This window comes from Pseudoalteromonas sp. GB56, from assembly GCF_054923835.1.
This window is the reverse complement of record NZ_JBPCHK010000001.1, coordinates 654,463-675,863: the sequence shown is the minus strand read 5'-3', so window position 1 is coordinate 675,863 and position 21,401 is coordinate 654,463. Positions and strand designations below refer to the sequence as shown.

General features: G+C 45.4%; 17 protein-coding genes and 2 pseudogenes. 7 read left to right on the top strand and 12 right to left on the bottom strand.

Annotated features, from left to right (window positions below):
- The 5 genes and pseudogenes from gspG to gspC all read right to left on the bottom strand — a co-directional run bounded on the left by gspG (nt 1) and on the right by gspC (nt 6,268).
- The gene (gene gspG, locus ACH19P_RS03160; RefSeq protein ID WP_347391390.1) at nt 1–423 is read right to left on the bottom strand and encodes a type II secretion system major pseudopilin GspG; all 423 of its coding nucleotides are present in this window, start codon (nt 421–423) and stop codon (nt 1–3) included.
- A gap of 42 nt (nt 424–465) precedes the next feature.
- Complete coding sequence (gene gspF / locus ACH19P_RS03155) at nt 466–1,698, bottom strand: type II secretion system inner membrane protein GspF (RefSeq protein ID WP_462157051.1); 1,233 nt, start codon at nt 1,696–1,698, stop codon at nt 466–468.
- Entirely contained in the window at nt 1,698–3,194 is a 1,497-nt protein-coding gene (gspE, locus tag ACH19P_RS03150) for a type II secretion system ATPase GspE (RefSeq protein WP_462159301.1), read from the bottom strand. Before gspE ends, gspF begins: the two co-directional genes overlap by 1 nt.
- Before the next feature lie 52 nt (nt 3,195–3,246).
- On the bottom strand, nt 3,247–5,313 hold the full coding sequence (gene gspD / locus ACH19P_RS03145) for a type II secretion system secretin GspD (RefSeq protein WP_462157050.1): 2,067 nt from the start codon (nt 5,311–5,313) through the stop codon (nt 3,247–3,249).
- 23 nt (nt 5,314–5,336) lie between these two features.
- Nucleotides 5,337–6,268 (bottom strand): annotated as a pseudogene (gene gspC, locus ACH19P_RS03140) (type II secretion system protein GspC).
- 206 nt (nt 6,269–6,474) lie between these two features.
- Here gspC and hslR point away from each other — a divergent pair.
- From hslR to ACH19P_RS03125, 3 genes and pseudogenes are all read left to right on the top strand, one after another.
- Nucleotides 6,475–6,876, top strand: a complete 402-nt coding sequence (gene hslR / locus ACH19P_RS03135; RefSeq protein WP_462157049.1) for a ribosome-associated heat shock protein Hsp15 — start codon at nt 6,475–6,477, stop codon at nt 6,874–6,876.
- Between the two features lie 8 nt (nt 6,877–6,884).
- Nucleotides 6,885–7,731, top strand: a pseudogene (hslO, locus tag ACH19P_RS03130) (Hsp33 family molecular chaperone HslO).
- 318 nt (nt 7,732–8,049) lie between these two features.
- Nucleotides 8,050–9,588, top strand: a complete 1,539-nt coding sequence (locus tag ACH19P_RS03125; protein WP_462157048.1) for a phosphoenolpyruvate carboxykinase — start codon at nt 8,050–8,052, stop codon at nt 9,586–9,588.
- A 135-nt stretch (nt 9,589–9,723) separates the two neighbouring features.
- Here the strand turns inward: ACH19P_RS03125 and envZ are convergent, their stop codons facing one another.
- The 3 genes from envZ to greB all read right to left on the bottom strand — a co-directional run bounded on the left by envZ (nt 9,724) and on the right by greB (nt 12,410).
- Complete coding sequence (envZ, locus tag ACH19P_RS03120; protein ID WP_462157047.1) at nt 9,724–11,043, bottom strand: two-component system sensor histidine kinase EnvZ; 1,320 nt, start codon at nt 11,041–11,043, stop codon at nt 9,724–9,726.
- Entirely contained in the window at nt 11,044–11,763 is a 720-nt protein-coding gene (ompR, locus tag ACH19P_RS03115; RefSeq protein ID WP_347391294.1) for an osmolarity response regulator transcription factor OmpR, read from the bottom strand.
- 161 nt (nt 11,764–11,924) lie between these two features.
- Nucleotides 11,925–12,410 carry a transcription elongation factor GreB gene (gene greB / locus ACH19P_RS03110; RefSeq protein WP_462157046.1) on the bottom strand — a complete coding sequence of 162 codons (486 nt, stop codon included), beginning with the start codon at nt 12,408–12,410 and terminating at the stop codon, nt 11,925–11,927.
- A gap of 75 nt (nt 12,411–12,485) precedes the next feature.
- Between greB and ACH19P_RS03105 the strand changes: the two genes are divergently transcribed.
- From ACH19P_RS03105 to ACH19P_RS03095, 3 genes are all read left to right on the top strand, one after another.
- On the top strand, nt 12,486–12,800 hold the full coding sequence (locus ACH19P_RS03105; RefSeq protein WP_462157045.1) for a hypothetical protein: 315 nt from the start codon (nt 12,486–12,488) through the stop codon (nt 12,798–12,800).
- Between the two features lie 38 nt (nt 12,801–12,838).
- Nucleotides 12,839–13,417 carry a CBS domain-containing protein gene (locus ACH19P_RS03100; RefSeq protein WP_462157044.1) on the top strand — a complete coding sequence of 193 codons (579 nt, stop codon included), beginning with the start codon at nt 12,839–12,841 and terminating at the stop codon, nt 13,415–13,417.
- Nucleotides 13,418–13,552: 135 nt separating this feature from the next.
- Nucleotides 13,553–15,871 carry a Tex family protein gene (locus ACH19P_RS03095; protein WP_462157043.1) on the top strand — a complete coding sequence of 773 codons (2,319 nt, stop codon included), beginning with the start codon at nt 13,553–13,555 and terminating at the stop codon, nt 15,869–15,871.
- A gap of 59 nt (nt 15,872–15,930) precedes the next feature.
- On the opposite strand, the gene ACH19P_RS03090 is transcribed toward ACH19P_RS03095, so the two are convergent.
- The 3 genes from ACH19P_RS03090 to bioH form a co-directional block, all read right to left on the bottom strand.
- Nucleotides 15,931–16,710: a putative metalloprotease CJM1_0395 family protein gene (locus tag ACH19P_RS03090; protein WP_462157042.1), complete on the bottom strand. Its 780-nt coding sequence runs from the start codon at nt 16,708–16,710 to the stop codon at nt 15,931–15,933.
- A 3-nt stretch (nt 16,711–16,713) separates the two neighbouring features.
- The gene (locus ACH19P_RS03085) at nt 16,714–17,022 is read right to left on the bottom strand and encodes a hypothetical protein (RefSeq protein ID WP_462157041.1); all 309 of its coding nucleotides are present in this window, start codon (nt 17,020–17,022) and stop codon (nt 16,714–16,716) included.
- Nucleotides 17,023–17,131: 109 nt separating this feature from the next.
- Entirely contained in the window at nt 17,132–17,878 is a 747-nt protein-coding gene (bioH, locus tag ACH19P_RS03080; protein ID WP_462157040.1) for a pimeloyl-ACP methyl ester esterase BioH, read from the bottom strand.
- A gap of 91 nt (nt 17,879–17,969) precedes the next feature.
- Here bioH and ACH19P_RS03075 point away from each other — a divergent pair, with 91 nt between their 5' ends.
- Nucleotides 17,970–18,665: a ComF family protein gene (locus ACH19P_RS03075; protein ID WP_462157039.1), complete on the top strand. Its 696-nt coding sequence runs from the start codon at nt 17,970–17,972 to the stop codon at nt 18,663–18,665.
- A 45-nt stretch (nt 18,666–18,710) separates the two neighbouring features.
- On the opposite strand, the gene ACH19P_RS03070 is transcribed toward ACH19P_RS03075, so the two are convergent.
- Nucleotides 18,711–21,266 carry a M14 metallopeptidase family protein gene (locus ACH19P_RS03070; RefSeq protein ID WP_462157038.1) on the bottom strand — a complete coding sequence of 852 codons (2,556 nt, stop codon included), beginning with the start codon at nt 21,264–21,266 and terminating at the stop codon, nt 18,711–18,713.
- Nucleotides 21,267–21,401 lie beyond the last annotated feature (135 nt).

The following is a 21,401-nucleotide window of genomic DNA, read 5'->3' as shown; positions in this document are numbered from 1 at the left end:
TTAACGCTCTTCTTCGTCCCAGTTACCGATATCGTCTTCGGTGCCAACTTCGCCATCTGGACCCATTGAGAAAACGTCAATTTTACCGATTTCACCTGGGTAGATAAGTTGATAAGGATTGCCCCATGGATCTTCAGGAAGCGACTTGATGAACCCCTCTTCTGGGAAACGCTTTGGAATTGGCTCAATGCTTGTTTTCGTCACCAATGCCTCAAGACCTTGCTCTGTCGTCGGGTATGTCTTGTTGCGTAATTTATACATACTTAGCGCATCTTCGATTTGCTGAATATCTAGGCGCGCTTTATCTAGCGCTGCTTCTTCTTGTTGCCCCATAATGTTAGGCGCCACAATCGACATAATCATCCCGATGATGACCAGTACCACCATCACTTCTAGTAATGAAAAACCTGATTGCTTTCTCATCATTCTTACCTCTAATTTACTGAAATCTGTTAACGCCATGACTTAAAGTCCAATGGCCTTATTCATAGCCATGATAGGCTGCAAGATAGCCATCACGATAAATAACACGATAATAGCCATGGTGGCTATCATTGCTGGTTCTAAAAGCTTGAGTGACACATTCACCATGGTCTCAAACTCACGATCTTGGTTATCCGCTGCACGCTCGAGCATTTGTTCGAGTTCACCTGATTTTTCGCCACTGGCTATCATGTGCAGCATCATCGGTGGGAAAAGTTTGGTCTGCTCTAATGACGCACGTAAGCTCGCCCCCTCACTAACACGCGTAGCAGCCTCACTCACCGCCTTTTTAATCTTTTCGTTTTCCAGCACTTGACCCGAAATTTTCATCCCTTCAAGCAATGGAACAGAACTAGAAGATAATATACTCAAGGTTCGGGCAAATCGTGCAGTATTCAAGCCTCGACTGACCTTACCCAAGCCAGGCATGGACAGTAAACGAGAGTGATACCAAAAGCGGATTTTAGGCCTCTGCAAGCCATGCTTTATAGCAAAAGTAGCCAACACAATAACCGCTAGGCTTATCATCCAGTAATTCTGTACAAAGTTACTGGCCGCCATCACCCACTCTGTTGTCCATGGCAACGCCTGTTTTGACTTTTCAAATGTTTTTAAGATCTTAGGAACAACAGTACCCAATAATATTGAAACGATTGCTATCGCGAATATAACCAAAATGGTTGGATACACCATCGCCTGCACAATTTGCGAGCGCATGTATTGGCGCTGTTCGGTGTAATCTGCCAAGCGATTGAGAACCTGATCTAGGTGACCCGACTTTTCACCTGCAGCAACCATTGCGCGATAAAGGTTATCAAATACATGCGGGAATTCGGCTAAGCCGTCAGCGAGGGTATAACCTTCCACGACCTTTGAACGCACGGCCATCAGCATTTTTTTCAAACGTGGCTTCTCGCATTGCTCTGCAACCGCCATCACAGCTGCCTCTACAGGTAAAGCTGATTGAATCAACGTGGCCAGCTGACGAGTGATCAATGCCAAATCCGAAGTAGATATTTTTGGCTTAAAAAACCCACTTAGGAAGCCCGTTTTTGCGGCACTGGCTTTTTCCTGGGACGCAGCCAATTCTACGGCAAGTGGCATTAACCCCTTGTCACGCAATTGTTGACGTACTTGCTTTGCAGTATCAGCTTCGAGTAAGCCCTTTTTCTCTTTTCCTCGACCATCTAAAGCACGATATTCAAACGCTGCCACTAGTGCTCCTCACGGGTAACCCGCAATACTTCTTCCAAGGTCGTTTTACCAGCGAGAACCCGAGCGCAGCCATCGCCACGAATACTCGGGCTATGCTGACGAATGTACTTTTCGACCGACTGCTCACCTTTGCCGTTGTGAATAAGTTCACGAATATGATCATCAACAATCAGCATTTCATGAATACCTGTACGGCCTTTGTAACCGTTATAGTTACATTCTTCACAACCAACAGCTCGGTAAATAACCGGTGCTTGCTCAGCAGTTACACCCAATAACTCACATTCACTTGGGTCGGCTTGGTGCGGCTGCTTACAGTTGTTACACAAAGTACGCACAAGACGTTGCGACAAAACACCCAGTAGCGATGACGATAACAAGAATGCTTCCACACCCATGTCTTCCATACGCGTAATAGCACCTGATGCTGTATTGGTGTGCAAAGTGGACATCACTAAGTGGCCCGTTAAGGAAGCCTGAACGGCAATTTGTGCCGTTTCTAAGTCACGGATCTCACCGACCATCACCACATCCGGGTCTTGACGCAAAATCGCACGTAAGCCACGCGCAAAGGTCATATCCACTTTTGGATTAACTTGCGTTTGGCCGATACCTGGGATCTCATATTCGATTGGATCTTCAACTGTCAGGATGTTTCTGTCCTTACTGTTGATTGCACTCATACCTGCATACAACGTCGTACTTTTACCCGAGCCAGTAGGGCCGGTTACGAGAATAATGCCGTGTGGTTTTCGGATAAGATCAGCAAACAATTCTTGGTTATAGGCTGTCATTCCTAAGTCTTGCAGATTCAAACGCGCATTATTTTTATCTAGAAGACGTAACACGACACGCTCGCCAAAACTTGATGGCATGGTAGAAACACGCACATCAACGGCACGACCAGCAATACGTAAACTAATACGGCCATCCTGCGGCACTCGCTTTTCGGCGATATCTAACTTGGCCATAACCTTAATACGGGACACCAACAATGACGCCAGTTTTCGGTTTGGCTTAAGTACTTCTTTGAGCACACCATCTACACGGAAGCGAATCACTAAGTCTTGTTCAAATGTCTCAATATGGATGTCCGAGGCCCCCTCTTTGATAGCCTCGCCCAACATGGCATTGATCAATTTGATGATTGGCGCGTCGTCATCCGCTGCGAGCAAATCTTCAGTTTGTGGTAGTTCTTCAGCAAGAGAAAAGAGATCGGCCTCATTGCCAATGTCTTCCATAATTTGCTGTGTTTCGGAGCTATCACGTTGATAAGAAGCTTCTAAAAGGAGTTCGAATTTGTCTTCAGCTAACCGCTCTACCTTGAAACCTCGGCCAGCAAAACGGCGTACTTCAAGAAGCACATGGGCGACCAAATCATGGGCATGATACAAGGATAATTGCTCGTCTTTCTCAACCAAAAGCACCTGAAAACGTCGCGCAAAGGCAAATGGGAGGCGAAGCGGTGCATGTGCAACCGCTTCTGACACTTCCATGAGTGCCTCATCGCTGACCGGCACGTCTGTGCTCACATCATTGACTACCTGCTCAGTCATTGTTGCGCTCAGCTTTGTTTTGTTCTTTTAAGTATTCTTCGTACGTCGGTGGCAATACCAGCGCATCATTCCACTCTGGCAGTGTTGGCACGTCTTCAAACGGCATTAAGTCGATACCATCATCTTCTTGCTTCAACTGCTCACCACGAATGAAGTTGTATTTGCTGTGACTCAAGCGGTTCATACTCTCGCTATCACGCAAAATGGTTGGGCGAATGAACACGATCAGGTTACGCTTGCGCTTAGATGTACTCGTTGACTTAAACAAATGACCCAACACTGGAATATCTCCAAGCAGTGGCACTTTTGACACACTTTCTTGGACGTCTTCGTCAATCAAACCACCTAGTACCACCATGCCGCCATCGTCAGCAAGTACCGTCGTGGTGATCGCACGCTTATTGATAGAAATATCAACGGCTGTCGAACCTGCTACGTTTGACACTTCCTGCTCAATCGTGAGCTGTACCGCCGTGCCATCGTTAATTTGTGGTGTAACTTTGAGTTTCACACCAACTTCTTGACGCTCTACAGTTTGGAATGGGTTAGAGTTATTACTACCCGTTGAAGAGCCAGTGATAATAGGTACTTCTTGACCCACGATCATGGATGCTTCTTCGTTATCCATTGTCGTGATTGACGGAGTTGCAAGAATGTTCGAGTTAGTGTCGTTTGACACCGCTTGCACGATTGCACCCCAGTCATTTTTCACGATACCCATCGCTAGGCCATTGATACCGCCCAAAAGTGCTGCAAGAGGGCCCAAGTCACCTTCAACAGTTCTATCTACCTGTGTCGCTGTGCCCGTTTCAGACCCTACAACATTATCTGTAATGGTCTTATCACGCGCTTGCTCTGCTGCTACAGCAAGAGAGCCGACTGGCACGGTTGTGCCATTGTTAAATTGCAGCATGCCACCTTCTTCGGTGATCCATTGCATGCCAAAGTTGATGCCATCGCCTTCTGAAACTTCAACGATAATTGCTTCAACTAATACTTGCGCACGGCGCACGTCTAAACGTTCGATGACTTTTTCAAGTGAGCGCATCATGTCTGGCTGTGCAGTGATTACAAGCGAGTTTGAATCTTCGTGTGCTTCAATGCTGATATCGGAACGACTGCCACGTGAAGAGCGCTGTCCAGCGGCATTCCCTTGTTGCTCTTCCGTCAGTGATTTACTCACACCTTGGAGCACTTTTACTAGGTCATCTGCTTTGGCATAGTTAAGATAGAAAACTTTGGTGTTACCTGTTGTTTCAAGCTCATTATCAAGTCGCTTCACCAACTCAATTGCACGCGTACGGGCTTGGCCTTCACCACTGACTATCACACTATTTGTGCGTTCATCAGCAACAACACGAGGGATCAAAAAGTCTGGCACACTGCCTTTGCCATTGTCTTTGAAAATATTGTCAACAACCGAGACAACATCCGCTGCTGTGGCGTGTTTTAGTTTTACAATATCAACACTCTTGTCACCCGCTTGGTCAACTAAGCGAATGATTTCTACTAATCGATTAATCGACTCCGCGTTACCCGTCAGCATCATTACGTTCGATGGATTGAAGTTTGTAACATGACCGCCGTCTTTTTGGTCACTGAACTGTCGAATGAGCGGGCCGAGTTCCTGAACGGTTACATTTTTAACTCGCACAACACGAGTGACGAGCATATCGCCGCCGTAGCCATCTTCTTCACCAATCACTGGTACGTTAGATTTTTTCGCGTCAGAGCTTTTTTCTACTTTAATAATGCCGTTCGGCATTTCTACAGCTGCGAAACCGTGCACTTCGAGCACATTGAGGAAAAATTGATAATACAGTTCTTCGTCCATTAACTCGTAACTGCGTACATTAATCTTGCCACGTACGTTAGGGTCAATGATGACTGTTTTATTTAAATTCTTACCAACGATATTAATGAACTCATTAATATCTGTACCTTTAAAGTTCGCTGCATACTCAACAGCATATAAATTCAAGCTAATACCAGCGGCTAGGAAGAGCGCACCATATTTGGCAAGCCCGCTGATAATTCTTGTGCGAAATTTCGCGCCCATTATTCTTTTCTCCACGCTTGTGATTATTGCAGGCTAAATTGCACGTCGATCAGTTGACCTTGACGGTTAACCGTAATCGCAGCATCAGTATTTGAGCGAAGCTCCTGCAATGCTGCCATTGCTTGCTTCATATCATTCAATTGATAGCCATTAATCGCAACAGCAATATCATTGTTCTCTAGACCCATTTGTTTAAATAACGCAGGGTCTTTACCTGGACTTAACTTATATCCTTTCAACTGACCCTTTTCGCGTACGGGTGATACACGTATGTAGTCGGATAATTTCCAGGATCAGCTAATAATTCTTCTCGTTTTTCTTTGAGAGCTTCTTTTAATTCTGGGTTAGCTGTTGCATTGACTGTTTTTGCCGGACCTGTATTTTGTACCGGCCCTTTGGCTGGCTCAGGTTTACTGGCAGGAACAGGCATACTCACTGTTTTAGTGAAACTAACCCCATCAAGCATGAGCGTCTCAAATCGACCGCCAACATCCAAAATGGCGCGGTCTGGCATCACTTTTGCCAATTTTGCTCGAGTGCCCTTGATGACATCATCAATGCTATAGGTTTCTTGATTACCTTGAGACTCAATAATTGCAAGCCCAGCATTTGAATTATCAGTGGCAGCAACAACGCCCGTTAAATTGATACTCAGGCGTGTTTCAGGCGCATCACTGATAACTTCTTGTTTAGGTTGCTCTACAGGTACTGAAGCTGCGTCACCAAACAGATTAACTGCTCGTATTGCGGCAATATTGACACCATTTGTTTTTGTTTGTGAAGCGCTTGCTGGCGGAATCACAGGAGCCACATTCGGCTGAGGCCAAAGCAACCACATTAAAGATGCTGCAAGGTAGCCGCAATAAATTGTTGCAAACAGCACTATTGCAGCCACAATTTTTCGTTGTGGAAGTTGCTTAAGCCTTTGTTGTAATTGGGCTAAATCCAAAACCATTCACTATTACTAATTTGTTAACTAACGCCACATAGTACATTCATCATCTACGTTCAACAAGCGTACACTGTAGCAAACTGTAATTTTCGGTGCTTAGCGTACACGCTTTGTAAGGCAACTGTATTACAAAGTTGCCAACTTTTTTTACACCCGTATCTATGCTAAATTTTGACCCCTATTAAGAGTAATTATTCAGACCTTAGATCGTGGCAAAAATTCCCGAACAAGATGCACAAGGTGTGCGTTTGGACAAATGGCTTTGGGCCGTTCGTTTGTATAAAACCCGTTCTCTCGCCAGAGAAATGGTTCAAGGCGGCAAAGTGCACTATAACGGCCAACGCTGTAAGCCAAGTAAACTCGTGGAAATAGGTGGAAGTATTCGTCTTGCCCAAGGCTTCGATGAAAAGCTCATCACAGTCACAAAATTACTTGAAAAACGCGTTGCCGCCCCCATTGCAGTGACTTGCTACGAGGAAACCGAGCAAAGTAAGCAAAAACGTGAAGAGAATGCGCTTGCCAGGAAGAATAACGCCTTCTTTGCCCCGCACCCAGATCACAAGCCGGATAAAAAGCAGCGCCGTGAACTGATGAAGTTAAAAGCCAGATAGAGACACACATGCAGCAAGATTTATTACATCGTTATATATTTGAAGAACTCGACGTTCGTGGCGAGCTAGTTCAAGTCAGCGACGCCTTCACCAAAATGATTGCCGGTCACAACTACCCTGACCCAGTTAAAAAGTTACTAGGCGAACTTTTTGTCACCACATCTCTGCTCACCGCGACATTGAAGTTTCAAGGTCACATCAGCGTGCAAGTTCAGGGTGATGGCCCAGTAAAGTTTGCCTCGATCAATGGTGATCACGAGCAAAACATGCGAGGCGTTGCCCGCTTGCAAGGCGAAGTAACGAGCGACAACTTATTAGAATTAATAGGTAAAGGCCACATGGTCATTACCATCACACCTGTAAAAGGCGAACGCTATCAAGGTATTGTGCCACTTGAGCACGACACTTTAGCGAAATGTGTTGAGCAATACTTTGTACAATCTGAGCAATTGCATACCCGATTATGGTTTGCAACAGAAGTCACTGAAGGTCAAGAAAAGGCCGCAGGCTTGTTCTTGCAAGTTTTGCCTGTAAACAAAGAAAAGTCGGAAGTGGACTTTAGCCACCTAGAGACACTGAGTGACACTGTTACCAGCGAAGAACTGTTAAACCTCGACGCGCACACGGTTCTTACGCGTCTATATCATGAAGACAACCCGCAATTATTCGAACCTCAACCCGTGCAATTCAAGTGCACATGTAGCCGTGATAAAACGATTGATGCCCTTGTAAATATAGGTAAAGACGAATTGCTAGCGGGATGTTGAGCAAAACGGGGAGATAGTTATTAGCTGTCACTATTGTTTAACTGACTATCGATTCGATGAAGATCAAATTAAGGCAATCTTTAATTAATCGTATCGAATAAGAACCTAAATAAGGTAATTGCAGAGGATGTATATCTAAATATACTCCCTTCGTCGTATATAAAAACTCGGGCCTTTAAAACCCGAGTTTTTTGTGGAAAAAAATGACACCGGTATCAATAAAACATGTATTTTTCATGACACCGGTATCACTGAAATTATTCATGTTTTTTCATCTAAAACTGCCATTTTTGGGGCTTTCAAAGCTCGTATAAGCCTAAACCATCTGTTACTATAATTCGCATAAAGCACTCTCACACAGCTTTAGATTAACCCGTTCAACCTCTCACAACTTTTAGGTAGAAAAATGACTTCAAGCGCTACTCGTTTTGTTGATCTTACAACCGCAGAACTAATCGAGCAGGCTATTCGCCGTGGCGAAGGCTCACTTGCTGCAAATGGAGCTTTCGTTGCTAAAACTGGTCGCCGTACTGGTCGCTCTCCAAACGATCGTTTTATCGTAAAAGAGCCAAGCACTGAAAACGACATTCAATGGGGCAACGTAAACCGTCCTTTCGACGCTGATAAATTCAATGCCCTTTGGGAGCGTGTTGAAGCACATGTGTCTAAGAACGATCACTTCGTTTCTCACCTTGAAGTAGGTGCAGATCCTGAGCATTATTTACCAATCGTTGTAACGACTGAAACTGCATGGCATCACGTTTTTGCTAAGAACATGTTCATCGAACCTGAGCAGTTCAACAAGGCAAACATGCCACAATGGCAAATCCTAAACGTACCTTCGTTCGTTTGTGAGCCAGAGCGTGACGGTACCAACAGTGACGGAACGGTCATCATCAACTTCGCAGAGCGTAAAGTACTACTTGCTGGTATGCACTACGCAGGCGAGATGAAAAAATCTATGTTCTCAGTACAGAACTTCCTACTTCCGGCGAAAGGCGTGTTACCAATGCACTGCTCGGCTAACGTTGGTGAAGCAGGTGATACAGCATTATTCTTCGGTCTATCAGGTACTGGTAAAACAACGCTTTCTGCAGATCCTAGTCGTTTCCTTATCGGTGATGACGAGCACGGTTGGGCACCTGGTAGCGTATTCAACATCGAAGGTGGTTGTTACGCAAAATGTATCGACCTATCACAAAAGAACGAGCCAGTTATTTGGGATGCTATCCGTTTCGGTACAATCCTAGAAAATGTTGTACTAGACGACACACGTACTCCTGACTACACAGATTCATCACTGACTCAGAATACACGTGCTGCATATCCTCTTGAACACGTTGCAAAGCGTAAAGAAGAAAACCGCGCTGGCGAGCCAAAAGCAGTTGTATTCCTTACTTGTGACGTAAGCGGTGTATTACCTCCAGTTTCAGTGCTAAGCGAAGAAGCCGCGGCATACCATTTCCTAAGTGGTTACACAGCGAAGGTAGGTTCTACTGAGATTGGTTCTACATCAGATATCGAATCAACATTCTCAACCTGTTTCGGTGCTCCATTCTTCCCACGTCCAGCGGGTGTTTATGCTGAGCTACTAATGAAGCGCGTACGTGAATTTGGCGCTAAAGTTTACCTAGTAAACACAGGTTGGACTGGCGGTCCTTACGGTATCGGTAAGCGTTTCGATATTCCAACTACACGTGCTGTTGTTGATGCGATTGTATCTGGTGCTCTAGCTGATGTTGAAACACAACACATCGACGTTCTAAACCTTGATGTTCCAGTTGCAGTACCTGGTGTTGACAGTGAAGTACTAAACCCAATCAACACGTGGACAGATAAAGCCAAGTACGCAGAGTACGCACAAAAACTTGCGACTGACTTCAATGAAAACTTCGCTAAGTACGACGTGTCTGAAGCAATTAAACAAGCTGGCCCTAAAAGCTAAGGGAAAGCTTATTTAACTTAGCCATTGCGCTGAGAATTCAACACCAACGCCAGCTACATGCTGGCGTTTTTAATACCAGAGAAAAACGTTCAAGAAAATGTGTAGCGGGAAAGGCTAAAAGTGAAAAAGCCAGCACTACGCTGGCGTTTTGATAGGTAAATAAATCGTCGCGCACAACCCACCTTCAGCGCGGTTTCTTAGCTCTACTTTGCCATTGTGCATGGTCACAATACGCTTGATAATAGCTAAACCAAGACCACTTCCTTCACTGCCTCGAGCTTGGTCACCTTGAGTAAACGGCGCAAACACTTTCTCTAGCTCTGATTCCGGAATACCGGGGCCTCGATCTTTCACGCTGACACATACATGCGTTTTACGTAAACAGTAATGCGTAGAAACATCGATATTATCATCGGAATATCGAATCGCATTCTCAATCATATTAGTGAGCACGCGTTTAATGGCGACATTACTCAAAGGCACATTCGGCAAACTGGGGTTGAGTACGCAGGTAATATCACGGCCTTGCTGACGTCCGTGCTGTTGCTCGGCATGAACAACTTCTTCAACAAGCGCATTGAGGTCCTCACTTTGATAGTCGCCTTTATCATGATGACGAAGATATTCAATAAACTGATCAATAATGGCATTCATGTCTTCAATGTCATGAATGATACCTTCTCGCAGATAATCCTCATCGTCTGACATCATTTCAGTTGCTAATCGAATACGCGTTAATGGTGTGCGCAGGTCATGCGATACCCCTGCCATCAATAATCGACGATCTTGTTCGAGTGCGGCAATGCTACGCGACATTTGGTTAAAGGCTTTTGTTACCTCCACCATCTCTGTCGAGCCTTGTTCCGTTACATGCGTGCTGAAATCTCCTTTACTCACTTTTATCGCTGCTTCTTGCAACGCTTTGAGTGGACGGTTGAGGTGTCGAGCGAATAACCAGCCCCCCAGAACGCTCAAAAAGCCGATACTGGTCAGATAAAAGGTCAGAAATTCAATATTGGCTTCGGTGAACCCTGATAATGGCACTCGCACCCAGTAACCCGGCGCTTGCGGGGGTTCAATCCAATATACAAGGGGATTTGTTTGGCTTATGCGCACGCGTGCTGAGCCGTTTAGTTGTTCAGACATGATGTTCGACAACATCGAATACTCACGCGCTTGACCTAAGCCATTGATAAATGCTTCTCGCTGAGTGAGTAATTCAATACCTGTTTCTTCAAAGAAGCGTTTCGACACTTCTTCGCTCACTTCGATGCCGTCATTAACACCAATAAATACCGTTTTAACTTGTTTGGCGAGCATGATGTTAACTTGCTCAATGGTGGGCTTAACGACGTAAAAACTTACCGCCACATAGGAGACGACTTGGTTTATCAAAAGAAGCGCACCGACCAAAAATACGGTTTGGCCAAATGCACTTTTAGGAAATATACGCATTTACTTGTTTCCGTCAGGCACGAAAACGTAGCCTAGTCCCCATACTGTTTGGATGTAGCGTGGGTTGGCTGCATCTGCTTCAATCATACGACGCAAGCGCGAGACTTGAACATCAATACTACGCTCAAGCGCACTGTAGTCACGCCCCCTCGCCAAATTCATCAATTTATCTCGACTCAAAGGTTCTCGCGGATGCGATACTAGGGCTTTTAACACCGCAAATTCGCCGCTTGTCAGCGAAATGACTTCGTCCCCACGGGTCATTTCTCGCGTTGCTAAGTTCAATGCAAATTCACCAAACTTCACCTGGTTCTCTTCAGCAGCTGGTGCTCCTGGCACCTCTTTTGCGCGGCGACGTAGGATTGCTTTTATGCGAGCAAGTAACTCTCGAGGGTTGAAGGGTTTAGGTATGTAATCATCGGCTCCTAACTCTAGACCGATGATACGATCAACCTCATCACCTTTTGCAGTGAGCATAACGATGGGGATCTCATTTTCTTTTTGTCGCAAGCGACGACATATAGACAAGCCATCTTCACCCGGTAACATCAAGTCGAGCACCATAAGATGGAAATTTTCTCGCTCCAAGAGCTTATCCATTTGCTCAGAGTTTGCCGCACTACGAACAATAAAGCCTTGTTCTACGAGGTAACGCTCTAACAAGCTGCGCAGACGCATATCATCATCGACTACGAGAATTTTTGTTGTTTCTTGTCCCATGTTAATTGCTTAATTTTTCTTATAGTTACTTAACTATATGCGAATTAACGCGCTTGGGAAATGTTCACGATTGAGAAGATTGTTACATTTGTTTTCGAAGTATGTAGAGTTGACTGCATGTAAACAACACGACCAGTTCATGCGAGTAGCCTAACGCATGGCTACTCGGCTGCGTCGGCGTTATAACAAATACGATTGATATACCATACTTTACTGCCGGTCGGTGTTTTAACCCATGCTTCATCATCCACTTCTTTTTTAAGGAGCGCTCGTGCCATAGGTGCGTCTATCGATACCACACCTTTGTTGTCATATATCTCATCAGGCCCCACTATCTGAAAGCTCAACACGTCACCAAGTTCATCTTCAACTTCGACAAAAGCACCAAAAAACACTTTCCCTTCTTGCTCTTTGCTGTAATCAACGATCCTTAGTTCATCTAAGCGTTTGGTGAGATAGCGCACACGACGGTCAATTTCACGCAAACGTTTTTTGTTGTATTGGTAATCCGCATTTTCAGAACGGTCTCCCAAACTCGCGGCCCAAGCGACTTTTTTAGTCACTTCCGGACGCTCTGTGCGCCAAAGGAAGTCCAGTTCTTGTTGTAACTTTTGGTACCCTTTTCGAGTAATTAATTTTGTCTTCATTGGTTTATTCAGTTTTTGTTCATTTTACTGGGACCATATTTACCAGTAAGTAGTAGTTTAGAGGTGGGTGATGTTATGCAAAAGTACAACATAAAATACACCCTTATATTTTTATTTGGCTTGTTTGCTGTAACTGGTTTAATCGCCAGCCAGCACATGTTTGCCAATGCGCCTTCTACTGCAGATCAGTACACACTCACAATCCAAGTCGACTCTTCACAATGTACACAGCAAGATTCTGACAATGAAGACGAACCTGATACCTGTGTTGCCAACTTATTCGTAATTCACACACATAATTATCACGATATATTCCAAGCTCCAATCGATTTGCGTGGACATCGTATAATTACCGTCGCACAGCAAAGAGCCCCTCCTATTTTCTCCTAAGAAATCAGTTTTCACTTACATTTTTTTGGAGAATTATTATGACTAATTTCAATTTTTTACGTACTCATCACGTATCTAAAGGGGCGCATCTTGTGTCTACAGAACAGCCTAGACAAGCGCTTGCATTAACGAGCACCGCTACGTCTTTACTGCAAGACTTTAGCGTCAGTGCGCCGATCAGTATTTTGGCGAATACCCCACTTGATGCCGCTCGAAAACTAGCAAGCGCAACTCCAACAGATGCGCTAATGGTGTTAGACGACAAAGGCCAAGTGGTTGGCGTAACCTCAAGCGTTGAGCTACAAAGCATTCGTGTAACCACGCAAGCGTTGCAGATGGGCTTGAAACCAAGCGAATTACTTGTCCATGATGTCATGCGCTTATTACATGTACTCCCATGTATTTCATTACAAAGTGCACGCAATACCAATTTAGGTAATGTGCTTACTACCATGGAACATCGCGGTAGTTTTTATTTGGTGGTCACTGAGCATGAACAAATTCGTGGCATATTCAATGCGCGCAAAATAGCCAAAGCATTGGGCGTCGGCCTTGATATCACCCCTGTTGCACAATCTTTTCAAGATGTCGTTGCATCTGTTGAGCACCCTCATTAAGAGATCGTTTGATTCCTATTACGCGTCGCCAAGGATGGCGAAATTTGCCCTTCTGTTAAGGCATAGCTGTGATATTATCCAACTAGTTTAATAGGTACTCGCTCTCACATAGAGCATGAAATCAAAAGGTTTTTAATGGGTAATCTCACCTCGATTCTTGCGCAAGAACTTCAGGCACAAGAACATCAAGTACTCGCCGCAACCAAATTATTAGATGAAGGCGCTACCGTGCCTTTCATCGCCCGTTACCGTAAAGAAGTAACAGGTGGATTAGATGACACACAACTGCGCACTTTGGAGCAGCGTCTAGGATATCTTCGTGAGCTGGAAGAACGTCGTCAGTTCATTATCAAGACGATTGCCGAGCAAGATAAACTCACTGCGCAATTGAGCGCAGATATAAATGCCGCAACAACAAAAACAGAACTAGAAGATCTATATCTTCCATACAAACCAAAGCGTCGCACTAAAGGCCAAATCGCTATCGAAGCAGGTTTAACACCTCTTGCAGACGCACTTTTAGCCGATCCTGATTTAGATCCAGAGCAGCAAGCAGTTGCATTCATCAACAGCGAAAAAGGCATTGATGATGCCAAAGCCGCACTGGATGGCGCTCGATACATCTTGATGGAGCGTTTTGCTGAAGATGCAAAACTACTCGCTAAGCTCCGCAGCCAAATCAAGCAACACGGTGATATCACCAGTACGGTTATTGCTGGCCAAGAGAAAGCCGGCGTGAAATATCAAGACTATTTCGAGCACAGTGAAGCAATTGCCTCTATCCCATCACATCGTGCGCTCGCGATGTTACGCGCTCGTAATGAAGGCGTTCTGACACTAAACATCAACCCAGATGCGCAAAGTGAAGATGGTCATGCATTATGTGTAAACATGATTGCCACACATTTCGACTTGGCTGTTGAAGGAAAAGCGGCCAGTAAATGGCTACAACAAGTTGCGCAATGGACATGGAAAGTGAAGCTTTCTTTGCACCTAGAAAACGAGTTTCTCGCGAACATGCGCGAGCATGCTGAAACAGGTGCTATTGATGTATTCGCCAAAAACCTCAAAGATTTGCTGATGGCCGCTCCAGCTGGTGCCAAAGTAACGTTGGGCTTGGACCCTGGCTTACGTACTGGCTGTAAAATTGCGGTAGTGGACGCGACAGGTAAGTTGCTTGCAACCAACACCATATTCCCTCATGCTCCACAGAATCAGTGGGATAAATCTATTCGTACCATTGAGCAATTGTGTCGTCAGTACAACATTGAGTTGATCGCCATTGGTAACGGTACAGCGAGCCGCGAAAGCGACAAACTAATCGCCGAGCTCATCAAAAGCGCACCTGAATTAAAACTCAATAAAATCATGGTTAGTGAAGCCGGCGCTTCTGTCTACTCAGCTTCTGAGTTTGCGGCTCAAGAATTCCCAGAATTAGATGTATCATTACGTGGGGCTGTCTCTATTGCCCGTCGCTTGCAAGACCCGCTTGCTGAGCTGGTCAAAATTGAGCCTAAGTCGATTGGTGTTGGCCAATACCAACACGATGTATCGCAAAGCCAATTAGGTCAGTCACTGACTTCCGTTGTAGAAGACTGTGTAAATGCCGTGGGCGTTGATGTGAACACAGCTTCTGTTCCTTTGCTTACCCGTGTATCAGGTTTAAATAAAACACTGGCGCAGAATATAGTTTCGTATCGCGATAATAACGGTGCCTTCGCAAACCGAAGCCAATTGAAGAAAGTGGAGCGATTGGGGCCGAAAGCCTTTGAACAATGCGCCGGTTTCTTACGCATTGTTAATGGTAGCGACCCACTCGATGCGTCGGCCGTTCACCCTGAAGCCTATCCTGTTGTTAAAAATATCTGTGCAGCTAACGACCAAGAAATAAGCTCACTCATTGGCAATGCGACAGTGCTTAAAGGTCTAAATGCCAAGGATTACACGGATGAAACGTTCGGATTACCAACGGTGACGGATATCATCACGGAGCTGCATAAACCTGGTCGTGACCCGCGCCCTGAATTCAAAACAGCTGCGTTTAAAGCCGGTGTTGAAACCATTTCAGATTTAAAGCCGGGAATGGTGTTGGAAGGTGTCGTTTCGAACGTTGCTAACTTTGGCGCCTTCGTAGATGTGGGCGTTCACCAAGACGGTTTAGTGCATATATCAGCATTAACTGACAAGTTTATCTCTGACCCGCGAGAGGTCGTAAAAGCAGGTGATATTGTTAAAGTTAAGGTGGTTGAAGTAGACACGGCCCGTAAGCGAATTAGTTTTACTATGCGTTTGAATGATGAAGTTCAAACTAGCTCGACTAAACAAGAGCAAAAGCCTACCGCGAAAAAGGGATCGCAGAGTAAAGCAAAACCACAAAGCCGCAACCGCCAAGACCAAGGTAATGCAGCCATGGGCAATGCATTTGCAGAAGCATTTGCTAAACTGAAGAAATAGACTTATCTCCATAACAAAAAAACGCAGCTCAGGCTGCGTTTTTTATATCCTCAATTCTTTTAAGCGCTTGTAGACAAGGAAGAGAAAGTCGTGGGTTTGCTCGCTTGTTGGTAGAAATCAGCAATACGTAATGCCCTTGATTCTACGGCATCTTCTCGAGTGAAACGTTTAGTTGGTTCTGACACTGAATAGGCTGGTTTCTTTTCCTGTTCTTCGTCACCTTGATTTGCAAGTTCGGTTTGCGCTTGCGCTAACTTGCGCGTCGCTTCACTGGCAATCGATCTGTCAGCGCCTGAGGGCTCCGCAGGCGCCAATGCCGCAGAGCGTACCTGCTGCATTTTCTCGATAGTAGCACGCGGATCTCCTGGTATTTCTGAGATATCGATGGGTACTTCCCCACCCACAGCATAACTCTTTCCATCTGGTCCACGTTCATATTCATAGGAAGGAGAGCCCGCATATCGCCCACCTACAGAGGCGTGGGCCTGCTCATGCATCCGTACTTCTTGGTCGCGAGCTGATAACTCTTCTATTTGCTGTTGTTCTTCCCGTTGCTGCTCTTTGTCCTCTGAAGACTCATCTTGGGAAGAGTTTTCATCTCGCTCACCAATAGCGCGTTGCTCTTCACCGGGCTGTTTATCGGCTTCTTGTGCGTCTTTAGCTTGACCAGGAATGCGTGCTTTGTCTGCATCAGATGCAGCTTTGTTATCAGTGGCACTTTGAGAGGAGGGCTGTGGCGCGGGGATCACCTCCCGCAATTGATTATCACGACGCGCGCTTTCAGTGTAAACATTGGTCGTGTTCACATTGTAAGCGGGAAACGGCGTGGTGATATTCATGTTCTAAGCTCGGATATCAACAATAGTGCCCAGCACTTCGTCCGCAGTTTGAATGGTTTTAGCATTCGCTTTTGCGGCAAACTCGGCAACTTTTAAATTAACGATTTCTTCCTCAATTCGAGGCGTTTCAGCGACAGGTGCTGTAACCGCTTCACCTGTATTTGCACCTTGCAACTGACGCCCATTTTGCTGTTCTTGCGAACTTTGCTGATCGATGGTTGCACGGTTAATGTTGATTGTTGCTTGCTGAACATCTTGCTGAGCGCGGTTAAATCCTTCTACACCGGCATTAAATACTGCGCCTATAGGCATAAGAAAACCTCACAATCATCCATTTACACTTACATGTCATTATTGCGCAAAAATCATACTAAATAAAGCAAATCCAAGTGATTACTTACCCCTACTCACCGTTGCTCACTCAAAGCATTGATTTTAATACGGCTATAAACTCTTCTTTGTGCGAAATAAAGGGGGCATGTGACGCTTTATCTATAACAGCAATATCCAACTCAGGGCGCAAATGCTGCATTTGCTCTATTGCTTTGTATGGTACCAAAGCATCTAAACGCCCAAATATCGCACTAATAGGCTGTGATAAACCTGCAAACTCTTGGCGTAAGTCTTGGTTCTCCAAAATATCCAGACCTTGTTTTAATACCTGACTGTCTGTCGCAGGAGCCTGCTGGATAAACCCTTTGAGTTGTTTAATATCTTGTCGAGCAGATTGGCTTCCCATCGCTTGAATCGCTAAAAAGCGCTCAATGGTTTTAGCACTATTGTTGATAAGCTGTTGGTTAAAGTCTTCCAATACACTGCGCTTAATACCCGGCCAATCCTCGGATTGAGCAAAGAATGGCGTAGAGGCCACAAGTATCACTTTACTGACTTTTTGCGGGTAAAAATGCGCGAGATACAAAGCGACTAATCCACCAAGAGACCAACCCATAATAATGCTGTTGTCATGCAACTTCTCAGACAAGGATTCTGCCATCCCTTGTAAGTCAAACTTGGCATCGGGGTAATTGCTTGCTTTGTCATAACCATAGCCAGGTAAATCAAGGGCAGTTACTTCACCATCAAACACGAAGCGCAGCTCTGGATGAATTAAATCCCACACTTCTCGATTCATTCCCCAGCCATGAAGTAATACCAATTGTTTTTGCATTCTACCCGTTCCGCATCCACTATTATAAAGGTGCTTTTCCCACCTAATTAAACTCACACATGCATTATTAACGGGAATAAGGGGTTATGCAATGGACGCATTTACAAAAGCCTGTGCATGGTTATTTCCTCAACATTGCCAACTTTGCCATCAAGCTGTTAGCCCAGCACAACAGCTCTGCGACTATTGCTGTGCGCAGTTTGTAGCACTCACAGACCAAGGCGAGACAAACCTGCTGCTGCGCGCCGATGTACAACGGCAATTTTCAATGCCCTATGTTGATCACCTCGTCGCGCTTGATTGGTACCGCCCTCCTGTTTCATCATGGCTCAAGCAGTTTAAATATGAACAACGACCGTATTGCCAACGCGCCGTTTCGCAGCTGTTAGTGCAACAGTTTGCTCGGCTTTCAGTGAATGCTACATGGTCTTGGCCCGACACAGCAACAGTTGTCCCTCTCGCCCCTTCTCGGCTGGTTTGGCGTGGCTTTAATCAAGTGGTACAACTGTGGCAAGAAGTACTTCCTAAGGCGCTATTTGATGTGAATATATTGAATCGTCGCAGCAGTTTTAGAGCACAAGCGAAGCTCAACGCCCAACAAAGACGCCGCAGTTTAGCCCACATGTTTTCCGCCAATAAATCATTGCATAACCTACATGTTGCCATTGTCGATGACGTACTAACAACGGGGTCGACAGTCAATGCGGCCGCGAAAGTACTCAAACTGGCAGGGGCTTCGTCGGTATCGGCATGGGTTGCATGCCTCACCCCTAAAGAAGCTGTGTAATAAAAAAGCCGACTCAAGGTCGGCTTTTTTCAAAATCAATTACTGTTATTCTGCCGGCGCCTCAACGTGCGCACCGAAGAACAAGGCGTTACTGAAAATACGGCTTGTGCCATACCAGAAACCACGAAATACAGGGTTATCACTCATCGCAATAACAGTTCCACGACCGTAACTATGCGCCAAAATAGCACCACCGTTAGCGATTTGCGCAACGTTATTCTCATCGGTAAACCCTGCTAGTAATGGTTTTTCTGAGTAGGTTGCGACATTCACAAACGGTGCTGTCGATTGCTCCAATAAGAAGGTGCTGTTCTTAAACACAGGCAGTGATTCACGAGTTAGAGAGAAGCTTAATGGGTGCGTCAAATCCACTTGCGTATCAAAAATAGCGCCAGCGATACGCTGTTTACCCGCCAGCATGTCCTTATCGCCGTAATGCAAACCTTCTGTTGAAAATGCAGCGGCCATATCTTTACGCGATAAGTAGCTCGCTTTCAAAATTTGCTCATCCGCTAGGAATTGCGCTCCGCCTTTATGGCCCCAGACCACACCACCACCTTGCACCCAAGTTTGCAATTGTGATTTGAACGATTTAGACAAGCTAGCGTAGCGACCTTGAGCAAAGACAATGTGTGTGTAGTTATCAAGATCAACACGGCTTAGGTTGTCTGCTTCAATGATACTGGGCGCCAATCCAACATGGCGATCTAGGTAATACCACAGTTCACCCACCTCATATTGGCTCGATTGCTCACCACCTACCAGTAAAACCTTAGGTAGAGTCACAGGCGCCAATTGGCGAGACCCTAAATCCACACCTTTGCTGGTTAAACCTGAAGTGATACCAAATACATCAATTGCAAAATCTGCGCTGGTTGCATTGAGCACAGCTAGCCAATCGTCACGTTTTTGAATACCTGCAGGGATCACAATAGTACCCGGAGCCAACTCTTTTTGCTCACCGTCACTGTTTGCCGTAAAGCCAGCCAGCGCAACACGAGCTTCAATACCCTGCTGCAATAATTTGGACAGTAATTTTGGCGCATGATAGTCATACCACTCGAATGCGAATGCGTAATGACGGCTTAGGTTTTTTGCTGGTGATTTAGCTTCCCCTGCTGACCATGCCTGATCTTCAACCTCTAACCCCCATGCACTGCTTAACGGTTTAAATTCAAGATTGAACGCATGTGCTAATGTCCAACCAGATACGTCGTAGAAAGTATTATCAACAAAGTTTTGCTGCTCCGTAAACATCGCTTTGATCAGGCGATACTGGCGCTGGTCGAGTGGCACGTAGTAGCTGTTTTGCGCGTCGAATTCTTGCTTCTCAACCGTTGTCGGCTCGGTTAGCGCGTATGCGTTAATTTGATGTTGTTCCAAAATAGAAAGGAAATATGCCAAACGCGTTGGGTCTTTCGGTGCGCTCACTACATAGCCTTTTACTTTGTCTTTGTCTGCTAACTTTGCAGATTCTTTGAAAAAGTCTTGCTGGTACGCTAACAGCTTCTGGCGATTTTCCAAGACAGCATCGAAGGTTGAGAAATTAGTGAGCAATTGATTTTTAATGGTAAATGGGAATTCCAAACGGCCATTAATGGTGTCTTGCACATGACCTCGGCTACTGCCTTGTTCAAACAGAATACCAACACTGCCGTTGATATCTGGATAAGTTGAGCCTTTACCCACATAGAAATCGTCAAACGCTTCTTCGGTGAAATATAAACGGTCGTGTTTATCGAGAATGCGTGCATGGTGCGTCGCAATCGTTTTCGTTAAATCCACATTTTCATCAGGCGTCAGCGGGTTTTTACGTGACGGAATACCAGGCTGGAAGAAGAAGGTGCTGTTCGGGCCCATTTCATGGAAGTCGGTCAACACGTTTGGCTGCCACGCTTGGAATTGCGCAATACGTGCACGCGATTCAGGGTGTTGTAACAACAACCAGTCACGGTTTAAATCAAACCAATAGTGGTTTGTACGGCTGCGCGGCCAGTTTTCATTGTGTTCACGTGTTTCTGGGTCTGCGCTTGGAATCATTGCACGGTTCGAATTCGCCCAACTTGCAAAACGGGCTAAGCCGTCTGGGTTCAGAGATGGGTCTAACAAGATAACACTGTGCTCAAGCAGTTGCTCCACACGTTGGTCTTGTGCCGCCGCTAAATAGTAGGCCACTAATAATGATGCGTTACTGCCTGAGGGCTCATTACCATGCACACTATAACCCATGTACATCACTGCTGGCGCATCGGCTGCTACTGCACTGTTGCCACTTACCTGTTCTAAATGTGCTTGGCGAACTTGCTCTATGTTACCGAGACGCTCTGGTTTGGTAATGGTTAGCATGACCAACGGACGCTGCTCGTGGGTATAACCAATCGTTTGGATATTCACACGGTCACTGTGCTGCGCTAATTCACGCATGTAATACACCAGTTGGTCATGGCGAACATGCCAATCTCCCACTTCGTACCCCAATACAGATGCAGGGGTGGGAACCTTGGGGTCGAACTGAATATCTTCGTCGAAGTAATAACTCAGCGGTTTGGCACCTACTGAGGTACATACCACTAAAAACAATAAAATGAAAATTTGGCGCATGGGTATAGTTAGCTAATTAAAAAACCATATATGCACGCTACCACTGGCTGAAAATTAAGCCAACTTTTTACGTTCAACACTGGCGGCAACGCGATGAGCGGAGTATCATAGCGATTAACCGAGTAAAACAGTCAA

What these genes read in the sequence shown, in the direction of transcription:
- gspG (WP_347391390.1), bottom strand. Translation starts at nt 423, where the DNA reads ATGAGAAAGCAATCAGGTTTTTCATTACTAGAAGTGATGGTGGTACTG.
- gspE (WP_462159301.1), bottom strand. Translation starts at nt 3,194, where the DNA reads ATGGAAGTGTCAGAAGCGGTTGCACATGCACCGCTTCGCCTCCCATTT.
- gspD (WP_462157050.1), bottom strand. Translation starts at nt 5,313, where the DNA reads ATGGGCGCGAAATTTCGCACAAGAATTATCAGCGGGCTTGCCAAATAT.
- ACH19P_RS03125 (WP_462157048.1), top strand. Translation starts at nt 8,050, where the DNA reads ATGACTTCAAGCGCTACTCGTTTTGTTGATCTTACAACCGCAGAACTA.
- envZ (WP_462157047.1), bottom strand. Translation starts at nt 11,043, where the DNA reads ATGCGTATATTTCCTAAAAGTGCATTTGGCCAAACCGTATTTTTGGTC.
- ompR (WP_347391294.1), bottom strand. Translation starts at nt 11,763, where the DNA reads ATGGGACAAGAAACAACAAAAATTCTCGTAGTCGATGATGATATGCGT.
- greB (WP_462157046.1), bottom strand. Translation starts at nt 12,410, where the DNA reads ATGAAGACAAAATTAATTACTCGAAAAGGGTACCAAAAGTTACAACAA.
- ACH19P_RS03105 (WP_462157045.1), top strand. Translation starts at nt 12,486, where the DNA reads ATGCAAAAGTACAACATAAAATACACCCTTATATTTTTATTTGGCTTG.
- ACH19P_RS03100 (WP_462157044.1), top strand. Translation starts at nt 12,839, where the DNA reads ATGACTAATTTCAATTTTTTACGTACTCATCACGTATCTAAAGGGGCG.
- ACH19P_RS03095 (WP_462157043.1), top strand. Translation starts at nt 13,553, where the DNA reads ATGGGTAATCTCACCTCGATTCTTGCGCAAGAACTTCAGGCACAAGAA.
- ACH19P_RS03090 (WP_462157042.1), bottom strand. Translation starts at nt 16,710, where the DNA reads ATGAATATCACCACGCCGTTTCCCGCTTACAATGTGAACACGACCAAT.
- ACH19P_RS03085 (WP_462157041.1), bottom strand. Translation starts at nt 17,022, where the DNA reads ATGCCTATAGGCGCAGTATTTAATGCCGGTGTAGAAGGATTTAACCGC.
- bioH (WP_462157040.1), bottom strand. Translation starts at nt 17,878, where the DNA reads ATGCAAAAACAATTGGTATTACTTCATGGCTGGGGAATGAATCGAGAA.
- ACH19P_RS03075 (WP_462157039.1), top strand. Translation starts at nt 17,970, where the DNA reads ATGGACGCATTTACAAAAGCCTGTGCATGGTTATTTCCTCAACATTGC.
- ACH19P_RS03070 (WP_462157038.1), bottom strand. Translation starts at nt 21,266, where the DNA reads ATGCGCCAAATTTTCATTTTATTGTTTTTAGTGGTATGTACCTCAGTA.